The following is a 12,030-nucleotide window of genomic DNA, read 5'->3' on the forward strand; positions in this document are numbered from 1 at the left end:
CTTTTTAAAGGCTCCTACTAGCACATAACAAAACCACTTCTAGTGGTTCAAGCGTAGCGTCCCAAACCTCCACCTCTGGTGGAGGTCATGACTTTGAGGTTTAGCGTTTCGGTCTGCTGCCGACGAGGCCATAAAAGGCGATATAGACATAGCAGATGATCGGCATCAGGAAGGCATGATGAATGCCGACTGTATCGGCCAGCGCGCCCTGTATCAGCGGGATGATCGCGCCGCCGACAATGGCCAGATTCAGGATCGCCGAGCCCTGGCTGGTGTGCTTGCCAAGGCCATGCAGTGCCAGACTGAAGATGGTCGGGAACATGATCGAGTTGAACAGGCCGATAGCCAGAACCGCCCACATGGAGGCATTGCCCGTTGTCGCGACCGTGAGGAGCAGCAACAGAATGGCGGCCACGGCGTTGAAGGCCAGCGCCTTGCCGTCATCGATATAGCGCATGGCTGCCGAGCCGATGAAGCGGCCGACCATGGCTCCGCCCCAGAAATAGGCGACGTGATGCGCCGCATCGGTTTCCGATAAGCCGACCACACTCGGGTCGCTCAGGAAATTGACGAGAAAGCTGCCGACGCTGACTTCCGCGCCCACATAGACGAAAATGCCGATGGCGCCCAGCACCAGATGCCGGTACTGCCAGGCAGAACCTTCATCCGCGACGGTGCTTTCTTCGGCTTCGACATCCGGCAGCTTCAGGATAGCGAAGACAACGGCAAGAACGACAAAGGCGAGTGCCAGCAAGAGATAGGGGAACTTGACGGCATCGGCTTCCGCCGTGCTGTTGACGGCCCCGGTTGCGGCAGACAGGATCAGCATTGCGCCGAAAAGCGGTGCAATCGTCGTGCCGAGCGAGTTGAACGCCTGTGTCAGCGTCAGGCGACTTGCAGCCGTTTCCGGCTTGCCGAGGATCGTGACATACGGGTTGGCAGACACTTGCAGTATCGTGACGCCGGACGCCAGCACGAAGAGTGCGCCGAGAAACAGCCCATAGACCCGGTAGGAAGCTGCCGGAATGAACAGGGCGCAGCCGATGGCGGCGACCACGAGGCCGACGACGATGGCGCGTTTGTAGGAGATACGCTTGACGAGCGCTCCGGCGGGCAGCGAAACGATGAAGTATGCGCCGAAGAAGCAGAACTGGATCAGCATCGACTGGGTATAGTTGAGCTGGAAGACATTCTTCAGATGCGGGATCAGGATGTCGTTGAGGCTGGTGATGAAGCCCCACATGAAGAACAAAACGGTCAGGCTGGTGAGTGCGAAACCGAAATTTCCAATAGGGGTTGAGCCAGTGGGAGACTGGCTGCTGGCTGCGGAGGAAACAGTCATTTTTCTCTACAATCTACGCTTGGGGAGGAAACTTGAATGCAATTGATCGTTTGGGGAGTACTTGCCCTTAAACGCTGAAATAAACGGCGCCAGTGTTGGGAGCGCTCTGGCTACACAACTATGGGTGGGGCATTTTGAAAAGAGAATTCTGATAAAAATTGTGTGTTCGTGTAAAACGCGCGCGCACTGTGGAAAACAGAACGAAAAAAGCCGCGCCAGTTTGAAACACCGGGCGCGGCTTTTTTCATTTCATGCGGACCGCTCCGATGCAGTCGGAGGCGGAACGGAATATTTCGATCAGCCGCGCTTGGCGTCGATCGACAGCGAGCCTGCGCCATGCAGAGCGAGCAGGAAGAGGCCGCCAGCGATGGCAAGGTTCTTCTGCGCCATCAGGGCGTTCATGCCTTCAGCGAAGTTCATGTGGGCAACAAGCGTTGCACCGATGGTGAACAGGCCAACGACTGCTGCAGCGATACGGGTCTGGAAACCGACCAGAATGGCAATGCCGCCGACAAACTCAACGAGGCCGACAACGACAGCCGTAACCATCGGGAGCGGAAGGCCGAGGCCTGCAAAATAGCCAGCCGTGCCGGAAAGAGCCGTCAGCTTGCCGAAACCGGCAATGATGAAGAGGATCGAAAGGAACACGCGGGCGATGAGCGTTACAGCGCCGTTGGACTGTGGGGTAATCGAGGACATGGGGGAGCTCTCTCCTGTTGAACTTTGCCATCAATTATCGATTAACAACTGTCAAGAAAAGCCGTATAATTCTCGACAGTTTGTTCACTGCATATAGACGATCATGCACGCCTGATTACTCAGGCGCGATCATGCGCTCCGCCCGGACGAGCCGGTCGTAGTCTTCAGCACTCACCAGCCCACTCGCCAGCGCTTCTTCGCGCAGGGTCGTGCCGTTCTTATGCGCGGTCTTGGCGATCTTCGCTGCACCGTCGTAGCCGATTGCAGGTGCGAGCGCAGTCACCAGCATCAGCGAACGATCCAGAAGTTCCTTGATGCGGGTTTCATTGGCTTCAATTCCGTCCACGCAGTGATCGGCGAAGGAAACCATCGCATCGCTGAGCAGGCGGATCGATTGCAGGACATTGTAAGCGATGACCGGCTTGAACACGTTCAGTTCGAAATGGCCCTGGCTGGCGGCGACCGTCACTGTGGTCTGGTTGCCGAAGACCTGCGTTGCCACCATGGTCATGGCTTCGGCCTGCGTGGGATTCACCTTGCCCGGCATGATCGACGAGCCGGGCTCATTTTCCGGCAGGGACAGTTCGCCGAGGCCGGAACGCGGGCCGGAACCGAGGAAGCGGATATCGTTCGCGATCTTGAACAGATCAGCCGCCAGCGCGTTCAGGCTGCCATGGAAGTTGAGAATTGCGCCATGGCTGGCCAGCGCTTCGAACTTGTTCGGCGCAGTCTTGAACGACAGGCCGGTGATTTCGCTGACTGCATCAGCAAAGCCGCTGTCGAAGCCGATCGGCGCATTAAGGCCGGTGCCCACTGCCGTGCCACCCTGCGCGAGCAGAAAAACATCGGCGAGGGACTGCTCAATGCGATGACGCGCATATTCAAGCGCTGCGCGATAGCCGGAAAATTCCTGACCGAGCGTGACTGGCGTGGCATCCTGCGTATGGGTGCGGCCGATCTTGATGATGTCCTTGAAGGCTTCTTCCTTGACCTTGAGCGCCTTGGTCAAATGCTCCAGCGCCGGGTAAAGGCGATTGACCGCTTCAACCGCCGTGGCGATATGGATCGCCGTCGGGAAACTGTCATTGGATGACTGGCTCATATTGACGTGGTCGTTCGGATGAACCGGCTTTTTCGAACCCTTCTCGCCGCCAAGCAGTTCGATGGCGCGATTGGAGATCACTTCATTGGCGTTCATGTTCGACTGCGTGCCGGAACCCGTCTGCCAGACGACGAGCGGAAAATGATCGTCAAGCTTGCCTTCGATCACTTCTGACGCAGCAACCGCGACGACCTGACCCAGAACCGGGTCGAGCTTGCCGAGCGCAATATTGGTTTCGGCTGCGGCGCGCTTGACGACGCCCAGCGCATGAACGAGCGGCAGTGGCATGCGCTCGCCGCCGATCTTGAAATTCTGCAAGGAACGCTGTGTCTGTGCGCCCCAATAGCGGTCGGCGGGAACATCAATCGGTCCGAAAGTATCTGTTTCGGTACGCGTGGCGGTCATTTCATGTCTCCGGCTAGCTTTCGGCCCGTATCGGGCTCTGACGCAATGAATATAGCACTACCAACGAATTGGTAGCTCCGTCTTTTCCTTACGGAGCTATTTGACAAAATATGATTAGGAAATTCAACTTTATTTGAGCGTGAATTTCTGCGCCGGTCAGTTGTCTTCCTGATCGTCGTCTCCGCCCTCGGTTTCGGAGATCCACGCGGTCGGCTCGATCTTGCGCTGGGTCTTGCTGTCAGTGAATGTCCACCAGCCGGTATCGGTCTCATCCCACTGTCCGCCGCCAGCGTTCAATTGGGCGAGCGAACGATATTGCGCAATCGATTCATTGCGCTGATCATCCTCATCGGTCCAGACGACTGTAATCTTGCGACCATCCTTGGGGGCAGTATCGATTGGCAGTTCCTTGCGCATATGATTTTCCGTCCTCTCTCACATTGCGATAACGATAGGGCAAAATCGGCGGGAGGCAAGCTGAAGCAGTCGAGCGCAAGCACGAGCTGAACTTCGTAGGAAAATCTACGGGCCAGAAATTTGTGAAAATACGCCTTAAAGTGGAAAGGCAGGCCGAAGCCTGCCTTTCCTGTTGCCTGAGACAGGACTTCCGGGGTGCGGGGGCAAACTGGAAGTCCATCTCATGTCAACCGGGATTGACCATGATTGGTTGTCTCAAGTCAATGAGAACTTTCTAAAATAGAATATTAACATCGGCAAAGGGGTCAGACGGTAAATTTTTTATAAATCACAGATAGTTACGTAACGTAATGAGCGAAGTGCCGGTTAACCGCTCTCCCGCATATGCGCGGGCTCATTATTTGGCTGTGGGTTTGGCTTAGTATTCGTCAATTAAGGATGGCTTTTGGGACTTTAGATATAAAAAACCTCCGGCCGAAGCCGGAGGTTCTCTTTAAAGTAGTGCTTTATGGATTTCTTAGAAATCCATGCCGCCACCCGCGCCGCTTTGCGGCGCAGGCATATCCATTCATGGGCGTGCGTTATGGATTTCTTAGAAGTCCATGCCGCCCATGCCGCCCATGCCGCCAGGCATGCCAGCCGGAGCTGCATCCTTCTTCGGCAGTTCAGCAATCATGGCTTCCGTGGTGATCAGCAGGCCAGCAACCGAAGCTGCGTTCTGCAGAGCCGTACGGACAACCTTGACCGGATCAACGATGCCGAGAGCGATCAGATCGCCATATTCGCCGTTGGCAGTGTTGTAGCCAAAGGTGTCAGCGCCGTTTTCGAGGATCTTGCCAACGATAACCGAAGCTTCTTCACCAGCGTTGGTCGTGATCTGACGGGCCGGAGCCTGGATCGCACGACGAACGATGTTGATGCCAGCTTCCTGGTCAGCATTGATGCCCTTGGCCTTGATCTGAACCGAAGCGCGGAGCAGAGCGGTACCGCCGCCAGCAACGATGCCTTCTTCAACCGCAGCGCGGGTTGCGTTCAGGGCGTCGTCAACGCGGTCCTTCTTTTCCTTGACTTCAACTTCCGTTGCACCGCCAACGCGGATCACGGCAACGCCGCCAGCGAGCTTGGCAAGGCGTTCCTGAAGCTTTTCACGGTCGTAGTCCGAAGAGGTTTCTTCGATCTGCTGCTTGATCTGGCCAACGCGAGCGTCGATTTCGGCCTTCTGGCCTGCACCGTCGACGATCGTGGTGTTTTCCTTGGAGATCGACACCTTCTTGGCGCGGCCGAGCATATCGAGCGTAACGCTTTCGAGCTTGATACCGAGATCTTCGGAGATAACCTGACCACCGGTGAGGATCGCGATGTCTTCGAGCATGGCCTTGCGGCGGTCGCCGAAGCCAGGAGCCTTGACAGCAGCAATCTTCAGGCCGCCACGCAGCTTGTTGACGACGAGGGTCGCAAGAGCTTCGCCTTCAACGTCTTCAGCGATGATGAGGAGCGGCTTGGAGGTCTGAACGACAGCTTCGAGAACCGGCAGAAGAGCTTGAAGGTTCGAGAGCTTCTTTTCGTGCAGAAGGATGTAAGCGTCTTCGAGGTCAGCAACCATCTTTTCAGGGTTGGTGACGAAGTACGGCGACAGGTAGCCGCGGTCGAACTGCATGCCTTCAACGACTTCGAGTTCGGTTTCGGCGGTCTTGGCTTCTTCAACCGTGATGACGCCTTCGTTGCCGACTTTCTGCATCGCTTCAGCGATCATCTTGCCGATTTCGGCTTCGCCGTTAGCGGAGATCGTGCCAACCTGGGCAACTTCTTCCGAGGTGTTGATCTTCTTGGCTTTGCCGAGAAGGTTTGCAACAACTTCCGAAACTGCGAGGTCGATACCGCGCTTCAGGTCCATCGGGTTCATGCCGGCGGCAACAGCCTTGGCGCCTTCCTGAACGATAGCCTGACCGAGAACGGTCGCGGTGGTGGTGCCGTCACCGGCAGTGTCGTTGGTCTTGGAAGCCACTTCGCGCAGCATCTGTGCGCCCATGTTTTCGAACTTGTCTTCCAGTTCGACTTCCTTGGCAACCGAAACGCCGTCCTTGGTGATGCGCGGAGCGCCGAAGGACTTGTCGATTACAACGTTGCGGCCTTTCGGGCCGAGCGTGACCTTAACAGCGTCAGCGAGGATATCGACGCCGCGCAGCATCTTTTCGCGCGCAGAGCGACCGAATTTTACGTCTTTTGCAGCCATTTTACTCTCCTGGGAATATCCCGGTCAGGTATGGTGAATTGGTTTTGAGGCAGGAGCGAAACCGCTCTGTCTCTTTGTTCTTACGCATTATCCTACGCAAAACCGCTTCGCACTTTTGCTGGAAATGCTCCGGGCTAAATGAATTAGCCGACGATACCCAAAATATCGGATTCCTTCATGATCAGCAGGTCTTCGCCGTTGATCTTGACTTCCGTGCCGGACCACTTGCCGAACAGAACCTTGTCGCCAGCCTTGACGTCCAGCGGAACGAGCTTGCCAGCTTCGTCACGAGCGCCGGCGCCAGCAGCGACAACTTCGCCTTCCTGCGGCTTTTCCTTAGCGGAGTCAGGGATAATGATCCCGCCAGCGGTCTTTGCTTCCGATTCAACGCGACGAACGACGACGCGGTCATGAAGCGGGCGGAACTTGATATCAGCCATGGTATAACCCTTGGTGTTATAGACGTTGAACCCTGTTATACGGATCAAACCGATCCGCGCTGTTAGCACTCTCTCATCCGGAGTGCTAACGTGCCTTTGAGATAGAGGCCGGATCTTTTAATGTCAAGATTGCCTGAAAAATTTGACAGGCGAATGATGGTTAATTTGCACCGTTCGCGAAGGGATCAGGTGGTCCGATATGCGGAGGGCCGAGTGGTCCGCTCCGCATATGGTGGTTCGTTTGCAGGATCAACCCGAGATGCGCAGGTTTGACAGCTCATCGCCAATTTGGCGGAACGTTTCCGACAGATTGCCACCGGTTGTGTTCCAGAACAGCTTGGCGGGCTTGCCGCCGTCGAGGCGAACACGCGAGTCGGACGAGCAGGTTTTCAGCAGCTCGATCTGGGCTTTTTCGTCCGTCTTGCTCGTGTTCAGGTCCACCGCCACAGTCATAACGATGATGTTGGCGTCCTTCGCATTGTTGCAAAGCTTGTTGAAACGGGCATTCATCGCTTTGGTATAGACGCTGTTGTCCTGCGAGACAGACACGCCGCTTTCCTGAAACAGACGGGTCTGGCTGTAGCCCTTCGTGGTGCGGCTCGTATAGCCATGTGCTGAATAGTAGGACAGGTTGCTGGCCTTATCCCTGTTCGATCCAGCAAGCGAATTATACGTATAGTACGTATTGGCGCCATCGGTGAGCACGATCACAACCTTGTCGTTGCCGCGGTCGGTCGATGGGCGGCCTTCCGTAAACGGCGCGCCCTGTACAAGTGTGCGCCATCCCCACGCCATGCCTTCCGGAACATTCGTACCGCCATTTGGCTGCATGGCCTTGATCGCCGTCTTGATCGTCGTCTTGCCTGCATCGGTGGAGATGTCGGTCAGGCGCGTGATGGCCGTGGTCGTGCAACTATAGTTTGGCCCACCACCAGAAGACTGCTTCGACAGTACATTGTTCAGATAATATTTCTTGAGGTCATTCTGGCGGGCCAGGCCCGTCAAGCTGGTGTCGTCTGTCCACCAGCTGTTCAGCGTGAGGTTGGTCGGGTTTCCGTTCTTGTCGGCATCGTAATATTCCGCCGGGCCAAACATTGGCACGAACAGGGTTTCCGGTTTGCCGACGGATGGCGGGGTCACGTCCAGCGCCAGGGTGCCCGGGCGCGCCTCAACGCATCCTGCCCACGGAATCCACGAGGCGGTAGAACGCTTTGCGAGATCGGCATAGAGAACAGCGCGAGAAAAGGCCTTGTTATTGTCCGTTCCCCAGCCAGTACCCGATTTGAAGTAAAGGCCGCTGCCTGTCGGGTTTTCGACAATGCTGCGCGTGCTGTCGATTTTGACCGGCAGTACGAAGTTTTCGAGATTGACCGGCGAGGTGCCGCTCGGGTCCATCCATGTTTCTTTGAGATAGCCGGGACCTATGTTGACGGAGCCCGCGAAGGGCACCAGTGAGAATTGCACCGGTTTTTCAACGCGCGTGATTAAAGCCGATTGCGCAGCCATGCTGTCGACGAGCTGTGTTGCGGCGTCTTTTAGCAATTGCAGGCGCTGCGTATTCGAACCGGCGCCATTTTCATTCATGGAGCCGGAATTATCGAGCACGAGCGCCACTTCAATAGTATTCTTCAGCCGCACGAAGGAACTCAGCGTATATTGCTTGTTGTCCCAGTCATTGGCCGAGTTGGTCAGTTGTGCTGCGATGGAGCCGAACAGCGATGGATATATGAAGTTCGCGGTGGCTTCGATCTGCTGATTATCGTTCGAAGTTTGCGGAAACTGGATGGCAAAGGCGACCCGATCCGCGGCAATCGCTGTCAGGTTCACATTAAAGACCTTGCCGCCATAGTCCTTCATGTCCGCTTCGCTCGCGCCGGTCGAAAAGCGCTTGCCGACGGCCAGCGCCGCCGCGTCAAGCGCGGCCTGCACATTGTTGCGGGTGCGCATGAGATTGGTGGCGTCTATTGCGACCATGCCAGCAAGCAATAGCGGCACGAGCAATATGGCCGTGATCATCGCGAAATTGCCGCGTTCGTCACTGCAGAATCGGTTTGCTCTGTCGAAAAGGCTTCCGACTTTTGCCTTGCGTGCAAAGCCCGTCGTGCAGGCGGCGAAAAGCCTCCTTGCTGGTCCGCTCCAGTTATTCAAATCCACGCCCGCCCGAAAGGTTGTGTTGTTCTTTGTTGAACCGAAAGGTTGTGCGTCGTTCCTAGCAGCATCTTTCTAACAGTCGGTCACGAAGTGCGGTAAATGATCGGTGAATCTACACAACAGCTTATTGAGACATTCCTCATGGGGTGTTTGGACGCGGCGCTTTCTCGGCTTATTGGCGGTAAAGCTCGTGACAGTTCTGATCGGCTGCGTTAGATGGAGCGCATGCGGCTTGCTTATGCGGGCGGCGTTCCAGCTCGAAAATGGAATATCAAGAGGAAGACTATGAAGCAGCTTGAAAGCCTCGACGATCTGACCGGCCAATATGACGTGTTTTTCTGCGACGTCTGGGGCGTGGTGCATAATGGCGTCGCTGCACATCCGGCTGCTGTCGATGCGCTGAAGCGCGCCCGCGCCAGAGGCGTCACGGTCATTCTCGTCACCAATTCTCCGCGCCCGCATCCGGGCGTCGAGGCGCAGCTCGCAATGCTGGGCGTGCCTGCGGATACCTATGATCGTGTCGTCACCTCCGGCGATGTGACCCGCGACCTGATCGTCGAAGGTCCGCGCAAGGTTCTGCACATCGGTCGCGAAAACGAATTGTCGATCTATGACGGGCTGGATGTGGAACTGGTGGAAGAATTCGAGGCCGATGGCGTCGTCTGTACCGGTCTTGCCGATGACGATGTGGAAACGCCTGCCGATTACGCCGACCTGCTCCAGCGTCTGCGTTCGCGCAACCTGCCTTTCATCTGCGCCAATCCCGACATTATGGTCGAGCGCGGTCCGCGTCTTGTCTGGTGTGCAGGCGCTCTTGCGCGCGACTACAGCCAGCTCGGCGGTCGCACGCTGATCGCCGGAAAGCCGCATCGCCCGATCTATGAGGCTGCGCTGCACGCTGCCGAAGAGGTTCGTGGCGGCCCCGTCGACAAGAGCCGCATTCTCGGCATTGGCGATGGCGTGCTGACCGATGTGAAGGGCGCTGCCGGTTTCGGTCTCGATGTGCTCTATATTTCGGGGGGCGTGCACGCTGCCGATTATGCAGATAACGGAGCTGTCGATCTCGCAAAGATGGAAGCGTTTCTGGAAAAGCACGGACATCGTCCAGTCGCCGAGCTTTACGCGCTCGTCTGATATTTTCGCACATTGCGGGCAAGGTCAAACAAGCTCAGACTGAAGCAAGTCAAGACTCAGGCACACCATGACGAATTCTGATTTCCAACGTCTTTCGGGAACCGACACCTTGCCGGAGCGGCTGCGCAATTGCGTGGTGGCCATCGGCAATTTCGACGGCGTTCATCGCGGACATCAGGCCGTGCTTGAGCGAGCGCTGGAAATCGCGGCCAAGGAAAACCTGCCTGCAGTCGTGCTGACATTCGAGCCGCATCCGCGCAGTTTCTTCAAGCCGGACGAACCGATCGACCGGCTCACCGATGCGCGTGAAAAGGCGTCGATCCTGCGGCACATGGGCTTTCATGCGGTTGTGGAGCAGCCTTTCACCGCCGAATTCTCCAGCCGGTCGGCTGAAGATTTCGTGCAGCATATTCTGGTCGAAAAACTCCATGCCAGCCGTGTCGTGACCGGCTATGACTTTCACTTCGGCAAGGGCCGGCGCGGCACGCCGGAGTTTCTCCTGCAGGCAGGCGAGGGCGCTGGTTTCCATGTGACGCTGGTGGATGCCTTTACCGATGAAGGCAACAATCTCGTTTCGTCCACGCGGGTTCGCAATCTGCTCTGCGACGGCGATGTTGCCGGAGCGGCAGGACTGCTCGGCTATCGCTATGCGGTCTGCGGCGAGGTCATTCACGGCAAGAAGCTTGGGCGCACACTCGGTTTTCCCACGGCCAATATGAAGGTCAGCGCCCAGACCAGCCTGAAACATGGCATTTATGCCGTCCGTTTCCGCAGGCAGGTTGGCAGCCTGCATGACGGTGTCGCCAGTTTTGGCCGTCGTCCTACGGTGGATAGCGACGGCTCGCCGCTTCTCGAAACATTCCTGTTCGATTTTTCCGGCGATCTTTACGGCGAAGTCGCCTGTGTTTCGTTCTTCGGCTTCCTGCGCGGCGAAGTGAAATTTGACGGGCTGGATCCGCTGATCGAGCAGATGAAGCGCGACGAGGAAGAAGCCCGCGCCTTACTGGCCGGTGCCCGTCCTCTTTCGGAACTGGACCGTGTGCTTTCCTTTGAGTGAAGTGTAGCGGATTATTTTTCTACCTAAGATTTAAGTCAAATTTTACGTATTTCCGACAGAGAGTGTTAAACACCTTGCGAAGTTTCGAGGTGCTGTTTGTCGGAGATCTTGTTTTGCGTATTCTCTCACTGGCCCTCGTTGCAGGCACTCTCATTCCCCTCACCGGTTCCATTGCTCATGCCGCCGATGTGCAGCAGACCGATGTCTATGCGGCGGAAACGGTTCAGCCGGTCCGCAAGCATTTCTGGTCCGGCGACTGGTATCTCAAGGTCGGCGCTGCCGGTCTGGTCGCGCCGAAGTTCGAAGGCTCGAACAAATATCGCTTTTCCGCGCAGCCGCTGATTTCGCTTGGCCGTCAGGGCGAAGCGACGCGGTTTTCCTCGCGCAACGACAATGTTTCCTTCGCGCTGATCGACAACAACCGCTTCCGCGCCGGTCTGGCAGGCAAGCTGCTGTTCGAACGCGACGATGACATTCACGGCCTGAAAGACACCAAGTTCGGCGGTGAAGTGGGCGGTTTTGCCGAAGTCTATCCGACCGACTGGCTGCGTGTGCGTGGTGAGGTGCGTCAAGGCATCCGCGCCCATAAGGGCGTTGTCGCCGATATTTCTGCGGACGCCTTTTATGATGTGACGCCGGTTATCCGCGTTTCGGCAGGTCCGCGCGCAACTTTCGCGTCGAAGGATTACTTCAAGACCTATTACGGCGTTGATGCGCAGGAATCGGCAGCGTCCGGTCTGTCGGAATACAATCCGGGTGGCGGTTTCAAATCGGCCGGTTTCGGCGGTGCCATCAACTGGAAGGCGACCGACAAGATCGATACCAGCCTGTTTGGCGAATATACCCGCCTGCAAGGCCCGGCCAAGGATTCGAGCATCGTCAAGGAGCGCGGTTCGCCCGACCAGTTCATGGTTGGCATCTCTGCGACCTACCGTTTCGACTTCTCTTTGGATTAAGGCGCTCACGCGGTTTGACCACGTGTCAGACCGCATGAAGCGGACGCTACTGTGAAGATTTTCAGGGGCAGGGATGCAGTTTTATTGCGTCTTT

Annotated in this window: 10 protein-coding genes; 3 read left to right on the forward strand and 7 right to left on the reverse strand. The window is 56.7% G+C overall.

Annotated elements, in window-relative coordinates; all coding sequences use genetic code 11:
- Positions 1-100: 100 nt before the first annotated feature.
- From QBD01_RS09085 to QBD01_RS09115, 7 genes are all read right to left on the reverse strand, one after another.
- A complete protein-coding gene (locus tag QBD01_RS09085) occupies positions 101-1,342 on the reverse strand; it encodes a sugar MFS transporter (RefSeq protein ID WP_280992519.1) in 1,242 nt (413 codons plus the stop codon).
- 297 nt (positions 1,343-1,639) lie between these two features.
- A complete protein-coding gene (locus QBD01_RS09090) occupies positions 1,640-2,041 on the reverse strand; it encodes a DoxX family protein (protein ID WP_280992520.1) in 402 nt (133 codons plus the stop codon).
- A 115-nt stretch (positions 2,042-2,156) separates the two neighbouring features.
- Complete coding sequence (gene fumC / locus QBD01_RS09095) at positions 2,157-3,548, reverse strand: class II fumarate hydratase (RefSeq protein ID WP_078338958.1); 1,392 nt, start codon at positions 3,546-3,548, stop codon at positions 2,157-2,159.
- A 156-nt stretch (positions 3,549-3,704) separates the two neighbouring features.
- Entirely contained in the window at positions 3,705-3,965 is a 261-nt protein-coding gene (locus QBD01_RS09100; RefSeq protein ID WP_280992521.1) for a hypothetical protein, read from the reverse strand.
- Between the two features lie 592 nt (positions 3,966-4,557).
- Complete coding sequence (gene groL / locus QBD01_RS09105; protein ID WP_182519547.1) at positions 4,558-6,198, reverse strand: chaperonin GroEL; 1,641 nt, start codon at positions 6,196-6,198, stop codon at positions 4,558-4,560.
- A gap of 143 nt (positions 6,199-6,341) precedes the next feature.
- Entirely contained in the window at positions 6,342-6,638 is a 297-nt protein-coding gene (gene groES / locus QBD01_RS09110; RefSeq protein ID WP_078339070.1) for a co-chaperone GroES, read from the reverse strand.
- A 249-nt stretch (positions 6,639-6,887) separates the two neighbouring features.
- Positions 6,888-8,654, reverse strand: a complete 1,767-nt coding sequence (locus tag QBD01_RS09115) for a VWA domain-containing protein (protein WP_280992522.1) — start codon at positions 8,652-8,654, stop codon at positions 6,888-6,890.
- Between the two features lie 420 nt (positions 8,655-9,074).
- On the opposite strand from QBD01_RS09115, the gene QBD01_RS09120 reads away from it, so the two are divergent.
- The 3 genes from QBD01_RS09120 (at position 9,075) to QBD01_RS09130 (ending at position 11,936) form a co-directional block, all read left to right on the forward strand.
- On the forward strand, positions 9,075-9,923 hold the full coding sequence (locus QBD01_RS09120) for a TIGR01459 family HAD-type hydrolase (RefSeq protein WP_182519548.1): 849 nt from the start codon (positions 9,075-9,077) through the stop codon (positions 9,921-9,923).
- Between the two features lie 67 nt (positions 9,924-9,990).
- Positions 9,991-10,980, forward strand: coding sequence for a bifunctional riboflavin kinase/FAD synthetase (locus QBD01_RS09125; RefSeq protein ID WP_280992523.1), 990 nt, complete (start codon positions 9,991-9,993; stop codon positions 10,978-10,980).
- A gap of 113 nt (positions 10,981-11,093) precedes the next feature.
- Positions 11,094-11,936, forward strand: coding sequence for a MipA/OmpV family protein (locus QBD01_RS09130; RefSeq protein WP_392391354.1), 843 nt, complete (start codon positions 11,094-11,096; stop codon positions 11,934-11,936).
- The last annotated feature ends 94 nt before the right edge of the window (positions 11,937-12,030 follow it).

Origin of the sequence: Ochrobactrum sp. 19YEA23 (genome assembly GCF_029909865.1) — a bacterium.
Classification (GTDB): Bacteria; Pseudomonadota; Alphaproteobacteria; order Rhizobiales; family Rhizobiaceae; genus Brucella; species Brucella gambitense.

What these genes read in the sequence shown, in the direction of transcription:
- QBD01_RS09085 (WP_280992519.1), bottom strand. Translation starts at nt 1,342, where the DNA reads ATGACTGTTTCCTCCGCAGCCAGCAGCCAGTCTCCCACTGGCTCAACC.
- QBD01_RS09090 (WP_280992520.1), bottom strand. Translation starts at nt 2,041, where the DNA reads ATGTCCTCGATTACCCCACAGTCCAACGGCGCTGTAACGCTCATCGCC.
- fumC (WP_078338958.1), bottom strand. Translation starts at nt 3,548, where the DNA reads ATGACCGCCACGCGTACCGAAACAGATACTTTCGGACCGATTGATGTT.
- QBD01_RS09100 (WP_280992521.1), bottom strand. Translation starts at nt 3,965, where the DNA reads ATGCGCAAGGAACTGCCAATCGATACTGCCCCCAAGGATGGTCGCAAG.
- groL (WP_182519547.1), bottom strand. Translation starts at nt 6,198, where the DNA reads ATGGCTGCAAAAGACGTAAAATTCGGTCGCTCTGCGCGCGAAAAGATG.
- groES (WP_078339070.1), bottom strand. Translation starts at nt 6,638, where the DNA reads ATGGCTGATATCAAGTTCCGCCCGCTTCATGACCGCGTCGTCGTTCGT.
- QBD01_RS09115 (WP_280992522.1), bottom strand. Translation starts at nt 8,654, where the DNA reads ATGATCACGGCCATATTGCTCGTGCCGCTATTGCTTGCTGGCATGGTC.
- QBD01_RS09120 (WP_182519548.1), top strand. Translation starts at nt 9,075, where the DNA reads ATGAAGCAGCTTGAAAGCCTCGACGATCTGACCGGCCAATATGACGTG.
- QBD01_RS09125 (WP_280992523.1), top strand. Translation starts at nt 9,991, where the DNA reads ATGACGAATTCTGATTTCCAACGTCTTTCGGGAACCGACACCTTGCCG.